Raw genomic sequence first — 18611 nt, 5'->3', positions numbered from 1 at the left:
AAGAGCCCGGCGTAAGGAGCGTCTCGCCGGTTGGCGCCTGCCGTCCGTCATGTCCGGTCCGCGTACCGTTCCCGCAGTTCCCGCTTCAGCACCTTCATGCTCGGCCCCAGCGGCAGCGCGTCCGTGAACTCCACGCGCCGCGGGTACTTGTGCCTGCCCAGGTGCTCCTTGGACCACTCGGTGAGCGCGGCGGCGTCCGGGACGGTGCCCGGTGCCGGGACGACGACCGCGCAGACCTCCTCGCCGTGCAGCTCGTCGGGCAGGCCGATGACCGCCGCCTGGGCGATCCCCGGATGCCGTGTCAGGACCTCCTCGACCTCCCTCGGGTAGACGTTGTAGCCGCCGCGGATGATCACGTCCTTCTTGCGGTCGACGATCCGCAGGAAGCCCTCCTCGTCCTTGGTGCCGAGGTCGCCGGTGCGGAACCAGCCATCCACCAGCGCCTCCGCGGTGGCCTCGGGCCGGCCGAGGTAGCCGGAGAAGACGTTGTGGCCGCGGATGACGACCTCGCCCCGCTCGCCGGGCGGCAGCAGCTCGATCCGGTCCTCCACCTCGGCACGGGCGATCTCCACGTCGACACCCCACAGCGGGTGGCCGATGGTGCCGGCCTTCGTGCCGAACACCGGCTGGTTGACGGCGGCGGCCGGCGAGGTCTCCGACAGCCCGTACCCCTCGCAGATCCTCGCCCCGAACGCGGTCTCGAACCGCTCCAGCACGGCGACCGGCAGCGAGGCCCCGCCGGAGACGCACACCCGCAGCTCCGGGAGCCGGCCGGCGTCCCCGGCCGCCGCCGCGAGGGCGACGAACATGGTCGGCACGCCGTGGAAGGTGTTCACACCCTCGCGCACCATCAGTTCGATCGCCCGGGCCGCGTCGAAGCGGGGCAGCAGCACCAGGGTGGCGCCCGCCCGCCAGGTGGAGTTCAGCGACACCGTCTGGCCGAAGGCGTGGAACAGCGGCAGGGCGCCCAGGGCGATGTCGTCGGCGCGGATGTCGTTGGCGTCGAAGGCGTTGACGGTCGCGTTCATCACCAGGTTGAAGTGGCTGAGCACGGCGCCTTTGGGGACACCGGTCGTACCGCTGGTGTAGAAGACGACCGCCGGGTCGTCGGCCGCCCGGGTGACGTACGAGGGCAGCGGCTCGGCGTCGGCCGCGAGCCGGTCGAACTCCTCGCCCAGGGTGACGGTGCGCAGTCCCAGGGCGTCGGCGGCGGCCCCTCCGGTCCGGGCCTGGGCCGGATGGACCAGCAGCAGGGTCGCCCCGCTGTCCCGCAGCACGTGCTCGACCTCGTCCGCGGACAGCAGCAGGTGGACGGGGACGACGACCCCGCCCGCCGCGGCGATCGCGTAGTACGCGAGGGGGAACTCGGCGGTGTTGGGGGCCATCAGGGCGACCCGGTCGCCGGGCCGTACGCCGAGGCCGGTGAGCGCGCCCGCCCGGGCCAGCGCCCGCTGCCACGCCTCGGCGAAGGTGAGCCGCAGTTCGCCCTCGACCAGGGCGGTCCGGTCGGGGCGGCGCCGGGCGTTCTCGGCGAGGATGGCGGCGACGGACAGGGTTGCCATGGAGTGCTCCTCCGTTTCCTTGCTGCGGCTCGTACTACCGGCTCCCCGCGCGGGGAGCCCCCCCCGTCGCTGACGTCTCAGTCCCGCTCGACCAGCACCGCGGTGCCCTGCCCCACCCCCACGCACATGGTGGCGAGACCGCGCCCCGCGCCCGTGCGCCGCATCCGGTGCAGCAGGGTGGTGAGGATGCGGGCGCCGGAGCAGCCGAGGGGGTGGCCGAGGGCGATGGCGCCGCCGGTCGGGTTCACCAGGTCCGGGTCGATGCCCAGCTGGTCGACGCAGGCGAGGGCCTGGGCGGCGAACGCCTCGTTGAACTCGGCCTCCTGGAGGTCGCCGATCTCCCAGCCGGCCCGGGCCAGCGCCTTGCGGGTGGCGGGGACCGGGCCGAGGCCCATCACGTCGGGGTGGACACCGGCGGAGGCGCCCGCGACGTACCGGCCGAGGGACTGGAGTCCCAGCTCGGCCAGGGCCTCTTCGCTGACCAGCAGCAGACCGGCGGCGCCGTCGTTCATCGGCGAGGCGTTCCCGGCGGTGACGGTGCCGCCGGCCCGGAAGACCGGCTTGAGCCGGGACAGCTTCTCCAGCGAGGTGTCCTCGCGGACGGACTCGTCCTGCTCGACGGTGATGCCGTCCGGCCGCTCCACGGGGAGGAGTTCGCCGGCGAAGCGGCCGTCCTTGCGGGCGGCGGCGGCCAGTTGGTGGCTGCGCAGGGCGAACTCGTCCTGGCGCGCGCGGGAGATGCCGTACCGGGACGCGACCTCCTCGGCGGTCTCGCCCATGGAGAGCACCCCGTGCAGCTCCTTCATGGCGGGGTTGACCAGCCGCCAGCCGAGCCGGGTGTCATGGGTCTCCATGCGCTGCGGCAGGGCCTCGTCGGGCCGGGGCAGCACGAAGGGGGCGCGGCTCATCGACTCGGAGCCGCCGGCGATCACGATGTCGGCCTCGCCCGCGGCGATGGTCCGGGCGGCGGCGGTGACCGCTTCGAGTCCGGAGGCGCACAGCCGGTTGACGGTGGCGCCGGGTACCGAGTCGGGCAGTCCGGCGAGCAGGGCGGCCATCCGGGCGACGTTGCGGTTGTCCTCGCCTGCCTGGTTGGCGGCGCCCCAGTAGACGTCGTCGATCCGGGCCGGGTCGAGCGCGGGTACCTCGGCCACCAGGTGGCGGATCACGGTCGCGGCCAGGTCGTCGGGACGGATCGGGGAGAGGGCTCCGCGCAACTTGCCGATGGGGGTGCGGCGGGCGGCCGCGAAGTGGACGGGACGCACGGCTGGGTCTCCTGACCTACGACGCTGTGGATCAGCTCGGAGCTGCACAGCACCTGTTAATTAGCACTGCTAGTTTTCGACTATAGACCGCCGCCCGCCCCGCTGGGAAGATCTCCCGGTACCTTCACCGCGGCAGCCGGAGGAGACATACGCCACGTCCGCGAGCACGTCCTCGACGGCACGCACGGGGCCCTCGCCGTACGCGGGTGGCCGCAACCGGCCCCCGCCTGCTGGTGCTCCTGACCCCCGGGTACGGCGAGCACACCGGCCGGCACCAGGAACCGGCCGCCCTGCTCACCGGGTACGGGTCCGCCGTGTACGGGCCGGACCACGCCGGGTACGGCGGCCGGCTGACCGAGCGGATCTTCCCCGGGGCGCGGCACGAGGTGTTCCACGAGACGGACCGGGCGGCGGCCCACCCGGAGACGATCCGCTTCCCCGACCGGGTGCTGCCCCGCTGATCAGCCTGTTTGCCTCCCCGCGCCAGGGGCACCCGCCCTGGCGGACATGACCGCAGACCACTGACGGAAGGGGATCCGCACACGATGACCGTGGTCAAGAGCACCCTGCCCGAGGAGGCGCTCCGCGTCACCGGCACCGCCCTCCAGGACACCCTCGTCGACCTGCTCGGACTTTCGCTGGTCGGCAAGCAGGCGCACTGGAACGTGGTGGGCTCGCGGTTCCGGTCGATCCACCTCCAGCTGGACGAGGTCGTCGACGCCGCCCGCGCCCATGCCGACACGGTGGCCGAGCGGGCCGCCGCGCTGGGCGTGCCGCCGGACGGCCGGCCGGAGACGATCGCGTCGGCCTTCGCGCTGCCCGGCGCCAAGGACGGCTGGCTGCGGGACACGGAGGTCGTGGCGCTGATGGTGTCGTCCCTGGAGGCGGCCGTCGGCCGGCTGCGCGAGCGGATCGAGGCGACCGAGCGGGCCGATCCGGTCACGCAGGACCTGCTGATCGCCGTCACGGCGGACCTGGAGAAGCAGCGCTGGATGTTCCAGGCGGAGAACCAGCCGCGCGGTGACGCGGGCTAGCGCCCGCACGCACCCTGCCCACGAACCTCCCGCACGAAGGCCCTCGCACGAAGACCCTCGCACGAGACTTCGCGCACGAGACTTCGCGCACGAAGCCTCCCGCACGAAAGGGAAGACCCATGGCCGACTCCCTGGAACTCGACGCACTGTGGCAGGACTTCCACCGCGTGGTGAACATGACCTCGGCGGAACTCGCGGCCTGGCTGAAGGTCCGGGACGCCGACGAGGAGACGGAACCGCTGCCGGAGCGGGCGGGCACGCCCACCGGCCAGCACGTGCTCGCGATCCTCCAGAAGCGCCGTACCGACCTCACCGACGCCGACATCCGCGTGATGCACGAGGTCGTCGACACCGTCGACGAACTGGCCGACGTGGAGAACGAGCCGGAACCGGAGAACACCCCCGAGGACACCCGGCGCAGGCACCGGCTGATGACGCTGGGCCACGACCCGCTGAAGCCGTAGGCCGGCCGGCGGCGAGGAACGGCGTACACCATGAACCGCGACGCACGGGTCCTGCGCGAACTGCTGACCGCGCACGGGCGGACGTACGCCGAGGAGGCGGGCATCCGGCTCGCGGACACCCCGCAGCCGCTGTACCGGCTGTACGTGCTGTCCTTGCTGCTCAGCGCCCGGATCCGGGCCTCGGTCGCGGTGGCCGCCGCCCGCGCCCTGCACGAGGACCGGCTGGACAGCCCGCGCCGGATGGCCGAGGCCGGGTGGCAGCGCCGGGTCGACGCGCTGGGCCGGGGCGGCTACCGCCGGTACGACGAGCGTACGGCCACCCAGCTCGGCGACGGCGCCGCGCTGCTCACCGAACGCTGGCACGGCGACCTGCGCCGGCTGCACCGGGAGGCGGCGGGCGACGTCGCGGCACTCGGCGACCTGCTCCAGGAGGCACCGGGCATCGGGCCGGCCGGTGCCTCCATCTTCCTGCGCGAGGCCCAGCGGGTGTGGCCGGACATCGCGCCCTACCTGGACGCCAAGGCGCTCTCCGGCGCCGCGCGGCTCGGTCTGCCGGAGGACCCCGGCGAGCTGACCGGGCTGGCCGGCGACACCGAGCCGGCCGCGCTGGCCGCCGCGCTGGTCCGGGCGGCACTCGACGCGCACGTGGCCGAGGACTGCCTGCGCCGCGCCGCGTGACCGGCCCGGCGGGCCGGAGACCGGCTCCGCCCGGCGCCGGTCGGCGACCTCACGTCGGCGACGTCACAGGCCCAGTACCCGCGCGATGGTCCGCAGCACGCCGTCGTCGTTGTTGGACGGGGCGACGTAGCGGGCCCTGCGGAGCACCTCCGGATGGGCGTTGGACATGGCGAAGGACCACTCGGCGGCGTCCAGCATCTCCAGGTCGTTGAGGTAGTCGCCGAACACCATGGTCTGCGCGGGGGTGATGCCCAGCTCGCGCTGGAGGCCGCGCAGGGCGGCGCCCTTGTTCGCGGTGCGGTTCATCACGTCGACCCAGTGCTCGCCGGAGACGACGACCTGGTGGGTGGCGGCGAACCCCTCCAGGGCCGGGGCGGTGGTGCGCTCGGCGGGACCGAAGTCGAACAGCGCCACCTTGATCACGTCGTCCTCGACGGCGGTGACGTCCTCCACGATCCGGTGTTCGACGTAGTACGTCCGCACCTGCGCAAGGAACGCCTCGTCGGTCCGCTCGACGTACGCCGCCCGCTTGCCGCAGACCACGGCGCCCACGTCGGCGCCGTCCGCCACCAGCCGCCGTACCGTCCGGGCGAGGTCCCGGGCGACGGAGCGGTCCAGCGGGTCGGAGCTGACCTCCACGCCGTCGCGGACCACATAGGTGCCGTTCTCCGCGATGAACACCATGCCCTCGGCGACCTCGGCGAACTGCCGGGCCAGCGTGGCGTACTGGCGGCCGCTCGCCGGACTGAACAGCACCCCGCGGCGGCGCAGTTCGGCGAGCGTCGGCCACAGGTCGCCGGGTATCCGCTTGTCGTCGTCCAGCAGGGTGCCGTCCATGTCGGTGACGATCAGCCTGATACCGGCGGAGCCGGGGGGCGGGACGGGGATGTCGAGGAGGGGCGCGGGCGTGGCGGGCATGTCCTTCTTCCGGTCGGGGGCGGGCTGCGGGGGCGGGCCGCGGGCGGCCCGGACGTCCAGTGTTCCGCATCCGCCGCGGCGCTCCGGAGGGTGCCCGGGCCGTCACGCCGCGCGTTTCCCGGGACGGCTCGATCAGGGGGGCGGCACAATGGCGGCGGACCACCGCACGCGGGAAGGGGCGACGACGTGAGCGAAGGCGATTCCCCGACGCCCGGGACGGCCGGGACGGCCGGATCGGCCCGGCTGGACACGTCCGTGGCGCACAACGCGCGCGTCTGGAACTACTGGATCGGCGGCAAGGACCACTACCTGGTCGACCAGCGGGTGGGCGACCAGGTGGCCGGCATGTTCCCGGTGATCCGCGAAGTGGCCCGCGCGGACCGGGAGTTCCTGGGCCGGGCGGTGCGGTTCCTGGCCGCCGAGCGCGGGATGCGGCAGTTCCTCGACATCGGCACCGGGCTGCCCACGGCCGACAACACCCACGAGATCGCCCAGCGGATCGCGCCCGAGTCACGGATCGTGTACGTCGACAACGACCCGATCGTGCTGGTGCACGCCCGTTCGCTGCTCACCGGCTCCCCCGAGGGCGTCACCGGCTACATCGACGCCGATGTGCGCGAACCGGACGTCATCGTGCGACAGGCCGCCGAGATCCTGGACCTGGACCGGCCGGTCGCGGTGATGATGCTGGGCATCCTCAACTTCGTGCCGGACACCGACGAGGCCCGGGACATCGTCCGGCGGATCATGGCGGCGGTCCCCTCCGGCAGCCACCTGGTGCTCACCCACCCGACCCAGGACGCCGAGGCGGGCGGCGAGGGCAACACCGCCGCGATGGAGTTCTGGAACGCCCACGCCACCCCGCCGATCACCGCCCGCGGCCGGGCCGGGATCGCCGCGTTCCTCGACGGTCTGGAGCCGGTCGAGCCGGGTCTGGTGCCGTGCTCGCGGTGGCGCGCCGGGCCGGACGCCGCCGTGGTACCGCAGTACGGAGCGGTGGCCGTGAAACCCTGACCACGCCCCGTGTCCCCCGCCCCGGCCGGGGCCGAGCCCGTCGAGGAGGACGCATGACCACCCTTGCCGACCCCGAGCCCGGCGGACGCCCCGGCGATCTGCGGCAGGCCCCCGCCCGCACCGCGGACCTGGCCGCGCGGGGCGTGCACGGCATCGTCCTCGCCTATGTGGACACGGCGGGCATCGCCCGGGTCAAGACGATCCCGACGGCACGGCTGGAGGCGGCCGTGGCCTGGGGCGTCGGCATGTCACCGGTCTTCGACACGTTCCTCGCCGACGACTCCTTCGTCACCACCGACGTCCTCGGCTCCCCCGACGGCGACCTCCGGCTCTACCCCGACCTGGACCACCTCGTACCGCTGGCCGGGCAGCCCGGCTGGGCGTGGGCACCGGTGGACCGGATCACCCAGGAGGGCGACCGGCACCCCGGCTGCGCCCGGACCTTCCTGCGCCGGACCGTCGCGGACGCCGCCGAGCGCCACGGCCTCGCCTTCAGGGCGGCGGTCGAGATCGAGTGGGCCGTCGGGCTGGACTCGGCGCCCGCCGGGGAGTTCGTCCCGGCGGTCTCGGGGCCGGCGTACGGCGCCATCCGGCAGGTGGAGCTGAGCGACTACACCGCCGAGCTGCTGGCCACGCTCGGCGCGCAGGGCGTGGACGTCGACCAGCTCCATCCCGAGTACGCGCCCGGGCAGTTCGAGGTCTCCGTGGGCGCGCTGGACCCGGTGGCGGCGGCCGACCGCAGCGTGCTGGTGCGGCAGACGATCCGGGCGGTGGCGCGGCGGCACCGGCTGCGGGTCTCCTTCGCGCCCGCCTACCTCCCCGAGGGCGTCGGCAACGGCGGCCATCTGCACCTGTCCTGCTGGCGCGACGGGGTGAACCTGCACGCCGGCGGCGCGGGCCGGTACGGCATGACGGCCGAGGCGGAGTCGTTCGTGGCCGGGGTCCTCGCCCACCTGCCCGGGCTGACCGCGGTGACCGCGCCGAGCCCGGCGAGCTACCTGCGGCTCCAGCCCTCCCAGTGGGCGGGGGTGTTCACCGCCTGGGGCCGGGAGACCCGCGAGGCGGCGGTGCGGATCGTCACCGGCACGGCGGGCCGCCGGGACCAGGACGCCAACATGGAGGTCAAACCGGTCGACCTGGCCGCCAACCCGTACCTGGCACTCGGCTGCGTGATCGCCGCCGGACTGGACGGCAGCACCACCGGCCGCCCCCTGCCGAGGGAGATCACCGGCGACCCGGCCCGGTACGGCCCCGAGGAGGCGGCGGCCCTGGGGGTGCGGCGGCTGCCGCGGTCGCTGCCGCAGGCGGTCGAGGAGTTCCGCGCGGACCGGGTGCTGCGGGCCGCGCTGGGCCCGGTCCTCGCGGACGCGGTGATCGCCGTACGGCTGGGCGACGCGGCGGCCGCCGAGGGGCTTCGCCCCGCCCAGCTGGCGGCGGCCTACCGCTGGGCGTACTGACGATGACCGCGACCGGACCCGTCCACGAGGCCCTCGCCGCGCTGCCGCTGGTGGACCACCACTGCCACGGCGCGGTGACGGCCTCCCTGACCGCCGGGGAATTCGCCTCCCTGCTCACCGAGGGCGCGGCCTGGCCCGGCGTCTCCCCCTTCGACACTCCCGTCGGCGTGGCCGTGCGCCGGCACTGCGCGCCCCTGCTGGACCTGCCCCGGCACGCCCCGCCCGCCGACTACGTGGAGCGGCGCGCCGCACTCGGCTGGCATGAGGTCAACCGGCGTTTCCTGACGGCGGCCGGCGCCGAGGTGTTCTGTGTGGACACCGGTTTCGCCCCGCACCCGCTGACCACCCCGGCCGAGCTGGCGGCGGCGTCCGGCGCCGTCGCCTGCGAGGTCGTACGGCTGGAGCGGGTCGCCGAGGCGGTGGCGGAGCGGGGGGTGGAGGCGGGCGAGTACCCGGCCGTCCTGCGCGCCGCCGCCGAGGAGGCGGTGCGCCGGCCGGGCGTGGTGGCGGTGAAGTCGGTCGCCGCGTACCGCACGGGCTTCGCCCTGGACCCGGAGCGCCCCACGGACGCGGAGGTGACTCGGGCGGCCCGGCACTGGCTGGCGCGCGGCGGCCCGCTCACCGGCCCGGTCCTGGTCCGGCACCTGCTGTGGACCGCCGTCGACCTGGGCCTGCCGCTGCAACTGCACACCGGTTTCGGCGACGCGGACCTGCGGCTGCACCACGCCGACCCGGCCCTGCTCACCGACTGGCTGCGCCGGACCGCCGGCACGGTCCCGGTGCTGCTGCTGCACTGCTGGCCGTACCACCGTCAGGCCGCCTATCTGGCCGCGGTTTTCGAACAGGTGCACCTGGACGTGGGCCTCGCCCTGCACCACACCGGTCCGGCCCGCTGCCGGGCGGTGCTGGAGGAGGCCCTGGAGATCACCCCGTTCCGCAAACTGCTGTACAGCTCCGACGCCTATGGTGTGGCCGAGTTCCACCACCTGGGCGCCCTGTGCTTCCGGCAGGGACTCGCCGCCCTGTTGCAGGACCGCGTGGACGCCGACGAGTTGAGCCTGGCCGACGCCCTGCGGATCGCGGCCTGGACGGGCCGCGACAACGCCCGCCGACTGTACGGACCGCCCGTATCCGAACCGGCCCGCGATTCCCGCGGACGCCCCGCCCGGAAAGTATGATCAAGCAATGTCTGACATGACCGAAACCACGCCCGGCTGGCTGAGCTCGGACGAGCTGGAAATGGCCAGGGCCCGCATGCCGATCCTGTACGTCGAGGCCGTGCCCGTCCGCGTGGACGACAGCGGTGAGGTCACCAGCATCGGGCTGCTGCTGCGCATCGGCCCGGACGGCACGGTCAGCCGGACCCTGGTCTCCGGCCGGGTCCTGCACCACGAGCGGGTCCGCGACGCGCTGCTGCGCCACCTGGAGAAGGACCTCGGCCCGGTCGCCCTGCCCCGTGTCCCCGCCTCCCTCCAGCCGTTCACGGTCGCGGAGTACTTCCCGACGGCCGGCATCACGCCGTACCACGACCCGCGCCAGCACGCGGTGTCCCTCGCCTACGTCGTTCCGGTGACCGGCGACTGCCGTCCCCGCCAGGACGCGCTGGACCTCGTCTGGTTCAGCCCCCAGGAGGCCGCCTCAGCGGCCGTGCAGAACGAGATGCCGGGCGGGCACGGGGCCCTGCTGAAGCAGGCCCTCGCCCACGTGGGCCTGGCCCTTTGACCTTCCGGGGACGGTCCGTCCGGACCCGGCCCTCCCGCCTGGGACACGGCAGGCGCTGATGCCACAATCGAAGACGGCACAGTGGTCGGGGGGTCGTGTCAGGAGACCGGCATGCACGGCTCGATCGAGGCCCTTCCCGAGCGGATCCGCCGGGACCGGCGGGCGGACCCGGCGCGGTTCCCGGGCCGGGTCCCGGCGCGGTTCCCGGGCCGCCGGGCGCGCGGGGCCGCGGGAGCGCCCTGATGGCGGGAGCGAGGAAAGGCCGCGAGCGGGAGGGGAGGAGGTCCCGGGAGCCCCTCCCCGACCTGCATGTGCGCCTGCGGTCCGAGCTGGTCCGGATCGACGAGCAGCTGCGCGCGCTGCTGTCGTCCATGGACCGGTTGCAGGGCCTGCTGGACGCCGTGGTGGCCATCAGCCGCGAGGTGGAACTGCACGCGGTGCTGCACCGCATCGTGACCACCGCCATGGACCTGGTCGGCGCCCGCTACGGGGCGCTGGGGGTGCTGGACGAGTCGGGAGAGCGCCTGGAGCAGTTCATCCCGGTCGGTCTCTCCGAGCGGGAGCGCGAGAACCTGGCCGGTACCGGTCCGCCCCGTGGTCTGGGGGTGCTGGGCCACCTCATCCACTACCCCGAACCGCTGCGGGTGCACGACATCGCGGCCCACCCGTCCTCCGCCGGGTTCCCGCCGGGCCATCCGCGGCTGCGCACCCTGCTGGGGGTCGCCATCAGCGTGCGCGGGGAGATCTACGGCGACCTCTACCTCTCCGAGCGGCTCGACGGGCAGCCCTTCGACGCGCACGACGAGAACATCGTCGTCGCCCTGGCCACCGCCGCCGGCATCGCGATCGAGAACGTCCGCCTGTTCGAACGGGTCCGGGTGGGGGCCGAGCAGTTCCAGCGACTGCTGCTGCCCACCCTGCCCGACCTGCGCCCCTTCACCGCCGCCGCCATCTACCGGCCCGCCGCCGAGCCCGGCCGGCTCGGCGGGGACTGGTACGACGCGATCCCGCTGCCCGACCACGTGCTCGCGGTCGTCATCGGTGACGTGGTCGGCCATGATCTGCACGCCGCCGCGGCCATGGCCGCCACCCGCAACATGCTGCGCGCCCTGCTGCTCGACCGGACCCGGCCGCCCGGGGCGGTCCTCGCACAGCTCGACCAGGTTCTGGAGACCGTCACCGACAGCCCGGTCACGACCACCACCCTGGCCCGCATCGAACCGGACGGGGCGGGCTGGCGGCTGCACTGGAGCACCGCGGGCCATGTCCCGCCCCTGGTGATCACCCGGGAGCGCGGCACCCTCTACCTGCTCGCCGAGCCCGGGCTGCCGCTCGGCGTGGACACCGCCCAGCCCCGCCCCGACCACGCCCGCCCCCTGCCCCCGGACGCCACCTTGGTCTTCTTCACCGACGGGCTGGTCGAGCATCCCGGCCACTCCATCGACGAGAGCCTGGACCGGCTCGCCGAGCTGGCCGCGGCACACGCCGGCCTGCCGCTGCCGGAGTTCGTCCGGACCCTGGCCGACCGGCACCCGAGCGACGGCCACGACGACATGGCCATCCTCGCCCTGCGCACCCCGCCCGGCTGACCCCCGCTCCCCCGGCCGGCCCCGCGCGGGAGGCATCCGCGTGCCGTGGCGCTGCCGTGGAGGAACCGCCGGAACCGGCGGATGATGGGCTGCGGGGCGATGTCGAGACGGAGGTCGCCCGAGATGGCTGACGCCCGGCACGGGAGGCTGCGGGGCAACGCCCTGACCGCCCTGGAGATCTGCGTCGTCGCGGCGCTGTACTTCGGTTCCGCCAAGGCCGGACTGCTCCAGCAACTGGTGCGCGGCCAGGTCACCCCGCTGTGGCCGCCGAGCGGTATCGCGGTGGCGAGCCTGCTGCTGTGCGGGCCGCGGGTCTGGCCCGGGATCGCGCTCGGCGCGTTCCTGGCCAACGTCGGGCTGGGTCCGTCGCTCCCGGCCGTGCTCGGCATCACCGCCGGGAACACCCTGGCCCCGGTCTGCTCCTGTCTGCTGCTGCGCCGCGCGGGATTCCGTGCCGAGCTGGACCGGCTGCGGGACGCGCTCGCCCTGATCTTCCTCGGTGCGTTCACCGGGATGCTGGTCAGCGCGACGACGGGCAGCGGGAGCCTCCTGCTGGCCGGGGCGCTGGACACGCACGGCTTCTGGCCGACGTGGTCGGTGTGGTGGACCGGTGACGCGATGGGCGTCCTGGTGGTCACACCGGTGCTGCTCGTCCTGCGCTCGGTACGCCGGCCACGGCACGCGCCGCCGTCCCGGTGGCTGGAGGCGCTGCTGCTCGTGGTGGCCACCGTCTGCGTCGGCCTGGTCGACACCGGCGGCAGGCCGTTGCTGTTCCTCGGTTTCCCGCTGCTGATCTGGGCCGCGTTCCGCTTCCAGCTGGCCGGGGCCGCGCCGTGCGCGCTGGCCGTGTCCACCTTCGCCATCGTCTCCGCGGCCCGGGGGACGGGCCCGTTCACCGACCACGACCTGCTCACCAACATGATCACCCTCCAGGCGTTCAACGGCTCAGCCGCGCTGACCGCGCTGCTGCTGGGGGCGGTCATGAGCGAGCGGAACCGGACCGAGCGGGAGATCGCGCGCGCGTGCGGCCAGCTCGCCGGGATGGTCGCCAGGATCACCACGGGCGACCGGCACCCGGTGCTCCCGGTCCGGGAGAGCGAGCCGGACGGGCAGACACCAAAAAGGCCGCCTCCCCGTGTCGAGAAGACGGCCTCCGACCTGCCGTGAAGCTGGTCGGGACGACAGTTCGTCGGGGCCGCGCACACCGTCCCGGCCCGGCTCAGGGCACCAGCACAACCCTGCCGAACACCTTCCCCGCGTCCGTCTCACGGTGGGCCGGCACCGCCTGGTCCAGCGGCAACACCGCATGCACGACTGTGCGCAGGTCCCCGCGCGCGGCGGCGGCGAAGTGGGACGACCGCACGGCCTGCCGGTCGGGGCCGGGCACGGTGTCAGAGCTGAAAGCGGCGAACGACAACGACTTGCGGAAGGCGTCCAGCAGCCGCATGCCGAAGTCCGCCGGCGGCTGCCCACCGACCACACCGACAGCCACGTACCGCCCGTTGGAGGTCAACTTGTCCAGGAAGGCGGGAAGCCGGGGACCCCCCACGACATCGATCACCACGTCGAAGCCCGCCGGTGCGTCCAGGCCGCCCTCACCGGAGCGGTCGAGGACATGGGTGGCGCCCAGATCCCGCAGGCGGGCGCCACGCTCCACCGACGAGGTGGTGACCGCCACCGCGCTCGCACCGCCCCTGGCTGCGAGCTGGACCGCCGTGATCCCGATGCTGCCCGCGGCACCGCGCACCAGCACCGTCTCGCCGGACGTGAAACGGGCCCGGTCCAGGGCGAAGTGGGCGACCACGCCGGAGCCGCCGAGGGTCACCGCGTCAGCGCCGGTCAGACCGTCGGGCAGCGGAAGGACGTCCTCGACCAAGGCGACGGCCTGCTCGGCGTACCCACCGGACAGGCCGGTGAACGCCCACACCCGCCGCCCGATCCACGAGGCGTCCACGCCCCCTCCCACCGCGGTGACCTTTCCCGCGACCTCGCTGCCGAGGACATGGCCCTCCCGGAAGCCGTAGGCGGCAAGCGCTCCCCGGCGGATCACGGCGTCCACGCCGCCCACCCCGATCGCCTCCGTGACGATCCGCACCTGCCCCGGGGCAGGAACCGGCACGGGCACATCGACGACCTCCAGGCCATCGGGGTCTCCGAACGTCCTGATCACGACGGCTTTCATCTCGGCTCCTCGGGTCGGTGGAAGGACGGATCGCAGGCGCTGCGGCCACGGGCGTCGAGCCGGCCACCACGGCCGGGGCATCACCGGCGAAATGCCGGGCGGAGCGGCAGCACCGCCATCGGACCGTAACGGACGCCCCCGTCCGTCTGGCTAAAGTGAGAGACGATGACCAGCCGTTTGCCTCGGACCATGCGCTCCGACGCCCGCGACAACCGGGCCCGCATCCTGGACGCCGCCCGCGCGGTGTTCGGCGCAGAGGGCCTGAGTGCGCCCATGCGCGAGATCGCCCGGCACGCAGGCGTCGGCCCCGCCACGCTGTACCGGCACTTCCCGGCCAAACGGGCACTGATCACGGAGACCTTCGCCGAGCAGCGGCGAGCCTGCCACGCCGCCGTCCGCGACGCCCTTGCGGACCCGGACCCCTGGCACGGATTCCGGAGCCTGATCGAGCGGATCTGCGAACTCCACGCGCACAGCCGGGGATTCGCCGACGCCTTCATGACGGCCTTCCCCGAGGCCATGGACTTCGCCGCCGACCAAGAGCAGACTCTGCGCGCGGTCGGAGAACTGGCCCGCCGCGCCCAGGAGACCGGCCGGCTGCGCCCCGGCTTCGTCGTCGACGACCTGATCCTCATGCTCATGGCCCACCGGGGCCTCCAAGGAACGCCGAGTGCCGCCCGGGTCGTGGCCTCCCGCCGCTTCGCCGCCTATGTGATCGAGGCGTTCCGCGCCGCACCGGAGACGGGAGCGCCTACGCCGCTGCCGCCGGCACCACGCCTACAGCTCACAGACTCGCCCGGCACGCCGTAGATTCCGTCACCCGCAGGTCCGTCAACCGCGCGGCGGGACAGCCTTGCCGGCGTTCCAGGGGGCTTTCGGAGGCACCGGGGAGCTGGCCAGGCTCCGAATGTTCGTGAGTTCCGGCAGCGGACCGCGAGGAACATCGGTCTCGGGGTTGAAGCTGCCGTTGCGGCAGCCTCTAGCGTCCTGGACAGGGCCGGAGAGACCGGCCCGGCGACACATGTGCGAGGGAGACGGTGATGGACTGGCCGATCGCGGAGGTCGCACGGATGTCCGGCGTGACTGCCCGGACCCTGCGGCACTACGACGAGATCGGCCTGCTCCCGCCCGCCCGAATCGGGACCAACGGCCACCGCTACTACGAGGAGCCCCAGCTGCTGCGGCTACAGCAGATCCTCGTCCTTCGGGCCCTGGGTCTGGGGCTGCCCGAGATCGGCCGGGTCCTGGCCGAGCAGGTCGACGAGGTGGAAGCGCTGCGCGGCCACCACCGGCGGCTGCTCGCCGAACGCGACCGCCTCGACGCCCTGGCCGGCACCGTCTCGCGCACGATCGCCGAACTGGAACAGTCCAGGAAGGACGGCCAACCCATGACCATCAACCGACCGGAGAACCTGTTCGAGGGCGTGACGCCCGCCCAGTACCAGGAGACCTTGCGCGACTTCCCCGAGCACGCCCAAGCGGTAGCCCGCCGGGTCGCCGGGATGAGCCCGCATGACGTCGAGGCCGGGCAGCGCGAGCGCACGGCTCGGATGGTCCGGCTGGCCGAACTCATGGCCGCCGGGCACCGGGTCGACGCCGAGCCGGTGCAGTCCGAGATCGACGCCCAGTACCGGACCCTGATCGCGCTGCGCACCGTGACCGTCGACGAGTACCGGGCCATGGGCCGCTCCTGCGTGGACAACGACGCCTGGCGCGCCGCGTACGAAGCGATCGCCCCGGGTCTGGCTGCGTACCAGCGCGACGCCATCGAGGTCTATGCCACCACCCGGCTGAGCTGAGCGCGGTGCAACAGCTCCGCCATCGACGCCCGGCGTCAGCCGCCGCCCTGGCAACCGCGTGACGGCGCGCCCGACGGGCCACCCGCATCCCGCCGCTCACCGACGCACGGTCGCAAGCGCTGCCGAAGAGTCGGTATCGGACCAGGTCTATCGACCTCCGGTGCCCGCGGACGGCATGCACGCCGTAGCGGGTGAAGTCGCCGGCGGTGCGGATCAGGCGCGGGCTGCTCCACAGGACCTGGGACGCGGCCGTGAGCCTGGTCCCCCACTGGTCCCCGGAAACGGTCGAGGGCCGGTTTCGGATTGCTCCGAAACCGGCCCTGAACTGCGACTCTCACGAGTCGGGACGACAGGATTTGAACCTGCGACCCCTTGACCCCCAGTCAAGTGCGCTACCAAGCTGCGCCACGTCCCGATGCCGTTTGACCTGGGGGTTTCCCCGGCCGAACGCGCAGGGAAACAATACCGCACTCGGATCGGTGATCGCGCGCGCCTTTCCGCCGTTGACCTCAAGCTTGGTTGAGGTCGCACGATCGTCGGTATGACGACCACCGCGGACCAGAGCCGTACCCACGGCTACGACGACCTGCCCCGGCTGATGGGCCTCATGACCGGCGACGAGAAGCACGGCCCGGCGGCCACCTCCACCCTTGACGTGCTGTGGGTGCTCTACGACCGGGTGCTCCGGGTGACTCCCGGGTCCCGGGACGACCCGGGCCGGGACCGGTTCCTGCTCGGCAAGGGCCACGGGCCCATGGCGTACTACGCCGTGCTGGCCGCGAAGGGCTTCCTGCCCGTGGCGTGGCTGCCCGGGTTCGGGACGTACGACTCCCCGCTCGGACACCACCCGGACCGGGTGCTGGTGCCGGGGGCCGAGATCGGCAGCGGGTCGCTCGGGCACGGGCTGCCGATCGCCGTGGGCACCGCGCTGGGCCTGCGCGCCCAGGGCCGGACCGGGCCCGCGGTCTGGGTGCTGACCGGGGACGCCGAGCTGGACGAGGGCAGCAACCACGAGGCGATCGCCTTCGCCGGACCCTCCGGACTGGACCGGCTGCACACCGTCGTGATCGACAACGCCTCCGCCGGCCACGCGCGTCCCGGCGGGATCACCGCCCGGTTCGAGGCCGCGGGCTGGTCCGCGGTGACCGTCGACGGGCGCGACCACCAGGCCCTGTACGCGGCGTTCACCGCGCCCCACCCGGGCCGGCCGCACGTGGTCGTGGCCCGAGTCGAGCCGAAGAACGCCTGACCCTCCCCCGCTCTTTCGAAAGGGCCCACCCTCATGGACACCATGCGTGACCGCTTCGCCGCCGTCGTCTCCGGGCTGTTGGACGAGGACCCGCGGGTCGCGGTCGTCCTCGCCGAGATCGGTGCCGACGGCTTCCGGGAGGCCGCCGGTCTGCATCCCGACCGGGTGATCAACGTCGGCATCCGCGAGCAACTGCTGGTCGGCGCGGCGGCGGGGCTGGCGCTCACCGGGCTGCGGCCCGTCGTGCACACCTTCGCCAGCTTCCTCGTGGAGCGGCCGTTCGAGCAGGTCAAACTGGACCTGGGACACCAGGACACGGGCGCGGTGCTGGTGAGCGCCGCCGCCTCCTTCGACTGGCCGGCCGGCGGCTTCACCCACATGGCGCCGGGCGACGTGGCCCTCCTGGACACGCTGGACGGCTGGACCGTGCACGCGCCCGGGCATCCGGACGAGGCCGGGACACTGCTGCGCCAGGCGGTCGCCGCGGGCGACGACAAGGTCTACGTACGGCTGTCCGCGCAGTCCAACCAGCGGGGGCGGGCGGTGGACGGCCAGCGCTTCGGGACCGTCCGCGAGGGCCGCTCGGGCGTCGTCGTCGCCGTCGGTCCGGTGCTGGACGCGGTCCTGGCCGCCACCGAGGGGCTCGACGTGACCGTGCTGTACGCGGACGACCGTACGGCCGTTCGACGCGGCCGGGCTGCGCCGGGCGACGGAGACGGCGGGCACGGACGTCGTGCTGGTCGAGCCGTACCTGGCCGGGACGTCCACCGCCGCGGTGAGCGAGGCGCTGTCCGACGTGCCGCACCGGGTGCTCGGCCTCGGTGTCGGCCGCCGCGAGCTGCGCCGCTACGGCACGATCGAGGAGCACGTGGCCGCGCACGGCCTGGACGCGGCGAGCCTGCGGGAGCGGATCTGCGGCTTCGTGGGCGCCGGACGGGTGCCGGCGGCCCGGTGAGCCTGCGGGTCAGCGTGCGGGGGTGCCCGGGTCAGTGCGCCGGGGCGCCCGGGTCGGCCCGGACCAGGTCGCGTATCGCCGGAACCGCCAGCAGGCCCGCGGCGCGGGCGACGGGCAGCATGGTGTCGCCGAGCCGGGCCACGGCCCGGGCCGTGAAGAACAGCCCGAAGTCCCGCGACCACAGGGCCGGTGCCCCGGCCTCGGTCCGCCGTACCCGCCGGCTGCCCGACCGACTGTCCGGCCGTCGCGCGGGAGCATGCCATCCCCCGGCCGCGCACACCGGGGTTCTCAGTCCTCCGGCGGCAGCCCCAGCGCGGGGTGGGCGTCCAGGAGGCGGGTCGGTGCGGCCTGGCGCCAGGAGTCGGCCAGGATCGCCCGCAGCTCCTCCTCGTCCTCCAGCGCGGCGAGTCTCGCTCTCACCCAGGCGAACTGGGCCTCGTGGTCGGCGATCCAGAACTTCCCCGGTTCGGCCAGCACCAGTTCGTCGCGCTCCACCTTGGGGCAGCGCACCGCGAGGGACGTCTCGTCCTCCGGGAGGGTCGCGAACATCTTCCCGGCCACCCGGAACGTCGGCATGCTCCAGGCGACCTTCTCCGTGGTGTCCGGCAGGGACAGGGCGATTCGGCGTACGTCTTCTGCGTCCGGCATGCCACGCACCGTAGCCCCTGCCACTGACAGTCCCCCGCCGGGGGCGTCCGGCCCTTGCCGGACAGGGGCCGGGGG

General features: G+C 73.9%; 18 protein-coding genes, 1 tRNA gene and 2 pseudogenes. 14 read left to right on the top strand and 7 right to left on the bottom strand.

Going from position 1 to position 18611, the window contains the following annotated elements; all coding sequences use genetic code 11:
• Positions 1–47: 47 nt before the first annotated feature.
• Positions 48–1562 carry a long-chain fatty acid--CoA ligase gene (locus IF37_RS0110275; RefSeq protein WP_030739579.1) on the bottom strand — a complete coding sequence of 505 codons (1515 nt, stop codon included), beginning with the start codon at positions 1560–1562 and terminating at the stop codon, positions 48–50.
• A gap of 77 nt (positions 1563–1639) precedes the next feature.
• Complete coding sequence (locus tag IF37_RS0110270; RefSeq protein ID WP_030739578.1) at positions 1640–2827, bottom strand: acetyl-CoA C-acyltransferase; 1188 nt, start codon at positions 2825–2827, stop codon at positions 1640–1642.
• Positions 2828–3033: 206 nt separating this feature from the next.
• On the opposite strand from IF37_RS0110270, the gene IF37_RS0110265 reads away from it, so the two are divergent.
• The 4 genes from IF37_RS0110265 (at position 3034) to IF37_RS0110250 (ending at position 5003) form a co-directional block, all read left to right on the top strand.
• Positions 3034–3288, top strand: coding sequence for an alpha/beta hydrolase (locus IF37_RS0110265; protein WP_030739576.1), 255 nt, complete (start codon positions 3034–3036; stop codon positions 3286–3288).
• Positions 3289–3372: 84 nt separating this feature from the next.
• Entirely contained in the window at positions 3373–3861 is a 489-nt protein-coding gene (locus IF37_RS0110260; protein ID WP_030739574.1) for a Dps family protein, read from the top strand.
• A gap of 119 nt (positions 3862–3980) precedes the next feature.
• Positions 3981–4325: a DUF3140 domain-containing protein gene (locus tag IF37_RS0110255; RefSeq protein WP_030739572.1), complete on the top strand. Its 345-nt coding sequence runs from the start codon at positions 3981–3983 to the stop codon at positions 4323–4325.
• Positions 4326–4355: 30 nt separating this feature from the next.
• Positions 4356–5003: a hypothetical protein gene (locus tag IF37_RS0110250; RefSeq protein WP_030739570.1), complete on the top strand. Its 648-nt coding sequence runs from the start codon at positions 4356–4358 to the stop codon at positions 5001–5003.
• Between the two features lie 63 nt (positions 5004–5066).
• Here the strand turns inward: IF37_RS0110250 and IF37_RS0110245 are convergent, their stop codons facing one another.
• Positions 5067–5921, bottom strand: a complete 855-nt coding sequence (locus IF37_RS0110245) for a Cof-type HAD-IIB family hydrolase (protein WP_030739568.1) — start codon at positions 5919–5921, stop codon at positions 5067–5069.
• Positions 5922–6107: 186 nt separating this feature from the next.
• Between IF37_RS0110245 and IF37_RS0110240 the strand changes: the two genes are divergently transcribed.
• The 6 genes from IF37_RS0110240 (at position 6108) to IF37_RS0110210 (ending at position 12870) form a co-directional block, all read left to right on the top strand.
• A complete protein-coding gene (locus IF37_RS0110240; RefSeq protein ID WP_030739566.1) occupies positions 6108–6935 on the top strand; it encodes an SAM-dependent methyltransferase in 828 nt (275 codons plus the stop codon).
• 53 nt (positions 6936–6988) lie between these two features.
• Positions 6989–8392 carry a glutamine synthetase family protein gene (locus IF37_RS0110235; protein WP_030739564.1) on the top strand — a complete coding sequence of 468 codons (1404 nt, stop codon included), beginning with the start codon at positions 6989–6991 and terminating at the stop codon, positions 8390–8392.
• 2 nt (positions 8393–8394) lie between these two features.
• Positions 8395–9570, top strand: coding sequence for an amidohydrolase family protein (locus tag IF37_RS0110230; protein WP_030739562.1), 1176 nt, complete (start codon positions 8395–8397; stop codon positions 9568–9570).
• Between the two features lie 16 nt (positions 9571–9586).
• A complete protein-coding gene (locus IF37_RS0110225) occupies positions 9587–10114 on the top strand; it encodes an NUDIX hydrolase family protein (RefSeq protein WP_030739560.1) in 528 nt (175 codons plus the stop codon).
• 242 nt (positions 10115–10356) lie between these two features.
• Positions 10357–11703, top strand: coding sequence for a PP2C family protein-serine/threonine phosphatase (locus IF37_RS0110215; protein ID WP_079165647.1), 1347 nt, complete (start codon positions 10357–10359; stop codon positions 11701–11703).
• Between the two features lie 123 nt (positions 11704–11826).
• Complete coding sequence (locus IF37_RS0110210) at positions 11827–12870, top strand: MASE1 domain-containing protein (protein ID WP_052845071.1); 1044 nt, start codon at positions 11827–11829, stop codon at positions 12868–12870.
• Between the two features lie 52 nt (positions 12871–12922).
• Here IF37_RS0110210 and IF37_RS0110205 read toward each other — a convergent pair whose 3' ends face one another.
• Positions 12923–13885 carry a zinc-binding dehydrogenase gene (locus IF37_RS0110205; protein WP_030739554.1) on the bottom strand — a complete coding sequence of 321 codons (963 nt, stop codon included), beginning with the start codon at positions 13883–13885 and terminating at the stop codon, positions 12923–12925.
• A gap of 165 nt (positions 13886–14050) precedes the next feature.
• Here IF37_RS0110205 and IF37_RS0110200 point away from each other — a divergent pair, with 165 nt between their 5' ends.
• Positions 14051–14695: a TetR/AcrR family transcriptional regulator gene (locus IF37_RS0110200; RefSeq protein WP_030739552.1), complete on the top strand. Its 645-nt coding sequence runs from the start codon at positions 14051–14053 to the stop codon at positions 14693–14695.
• A gap of 230 nt (positions 14696–14925) precedes the next feature.
• The gene (locus tag IF37_RS0110195) at positions 14926–15684 is read left to right on the top strand and encodes a MerR family transcriptional regulator (protein WP_030739550.1); all 759 of its coding nucleotides are present in this window, start codon (positions 14926–14928) and stop codon (positions 15682–15684) included.
• A gap of 34 nt (positions 15685–15718) precedes the next feature.
• Here IF37_RS0110195 and IF37_RS45640 read toward each other — a convergent pair.
• Positions 15719–15940 (bottom strand): annotated as a pseudogene (locus tag IF37_RS45640) (transporter); the annotation flags it as partial.
• Positions 15941–16025: 85 nt separating this feature from the next.
• A tRNA-Pro gene (locus IF37_RS0110190) sits at positions 16026–16099 on the bottom strand.
• Positions 16100–16225: 126 nt separating this feature from the next.
• On the opposite strand from IF37_RS0110190, the gene IF37_RS0110185 reads away from it, so the two are divergent.
• Positions 16226–16933, top strand: a complete 708-nt coding sequence (locus IF37_RS0110185) for a transketolase (protein ID WP_030739548.1) — start codon at positions 16226–16228, stop codon at positions 16931–16933.
• A gap of 33 nt (positions 16934–16966) precedes the next feature.
• Positions 16967–17888, top strand: a pseudogene (locus IF37_RS39215) (transketolase family protein).
• A 288-nt stretch (positions 17889–18176) separates the two neighbouring features.
• Here the strand turns inward: IF37_RS39215 and IF37_RS0110170 are convergent.
• The gene (locus IF37_RS0110170; RefSeq protein ID WP_030739544.1) at positions 18177–18536 is read right to left on the bottom strand and encodes an MmcQ/YjbR family DNA-binding protein; all 360 of its coding nucleotides are present in this window, start codon (positions 18534–18536) and stop codon (positions 18177–18179) included.
• Between the last annotated feature and the right edge of the window lie 75 nt (positions 18537–18611).

It is taken from the genome of Streptomyces sp. NRRL S-31, assembly GCF_000718775.1.
Lineage (GTDB): Bacteria > Actinomycetota > Actinomycetes > Streptomycetales > Streptomycetaceae > Streptomyces.
This window is presented reverse-complemented; position numbering and strand designations above follow the sequence as displayed.

Bases quoted from the DNA above. Each gene is read 5' to 3' on its own strand.
- IF37_RS0110275 (WP_030739579.1), bottom strand. From the start codon at position 1,562: ATGGCAACCCTGTCCGTCGCCGCCATCCTCGCCGAGAACGCCCGGCGC.
- IF37_RS0110260 (WP_030739574.1), top strand. From the start codon at position 3,373: ATGACCGTGGTCAAGAGCACCCTGCCCGAGGAGGCGCTCCGCGTCACC.
- IF37_RS0110255 (WP_030739572.1), top strand. From the start codon at position 3,981: ATGGCCGACTCCCTGGAACTCGACGCACTGTGGCAGGACTTCCACCGC.
- IF37_RS0110250 (WP_030739570.1), top strand. From the start codon at position 4,356: ATGAACCGCGACGCACGGGTCCTGCGCGAACTGCTGACCGCGCACGGG.
- IF37_RS0110245 (WP_030739568.1), bottom strand. From the start codon at position 5,921: ATGCCCGCCACGCCCGCGCCCCTCCTCGACATCCCCGTCCCGCCCCCC.
- IF37_RS0110235 (WP_030739564.1), top strand. From the start codon at position 6,989: ATGACCACCCTTGCCGACCCCGAGCCCGGCGGACGCCCCGGCGATCTG.
- IF37_RS0110230 (WP_030739562.1), top strand. From the start codon at position 8,395: ATGACCGCGACCGGACCCGTCCACGAGGCCCTCGCCGCGCTGCCGCTG.
- IF37_RS0110225 (WP_030739560.1), top strand. From the start codon at position 9,587: ATGACCGAAACCACGCCCGGCTGGCTGAGCTCGGACGAGCTGGAAATG.
- IF37_RS0110215 (WP_079165647.1), top strand. From the start codon at position 10,357: ATGGCGGGAGCGAGGAAAGGCCGCGAGCGGGAGGGGAGGAGGTCCCGG.
- IF37_RS0110210 (WP_052845071.1), top strand. From the start codon at position 11,827: ATGGCTGACGCCCGGCACGGGAGGCTGCGGGGCAACGCCCTGACCGCC.
- IF37_RS0110205 (WP_030739554.1), bottom strand. From the start codon at position 13,885: ATGAAAGCCGTCGTGATCAGGACGTTCGGAGACCCCGATGGCCTGGAG.
- IF37_RS0110200 (WP_030739552.1), top strand. From the start codon at position 14,051: ATGACCAGCCGTTTGCCTCGGACCATGCGCTCCGACGCCCGCGACAAC.
- IF37_RS0110195 (WP_030739550.1), top strand. From the start codon at position 14,926: ATGGACTGGCCGATCGCGGAGGTCGCACGGATGTCCGGCGTGACTGCC.
- IF37_RS0110185 (WP_030739548.1), top strand. From the start codon at position 16,226: ATGACGACCACCGCGGACCAGAGCCGTACCCACGGCTACGACGACCTG.
- IF37_RS0110170 (WP_030739544.1), bottom strand. From the start codon at position 18,536: ATGCCGGACGCAGAAGACGTACGCCGAATCGCCCTGTCCCTGCCGGAC.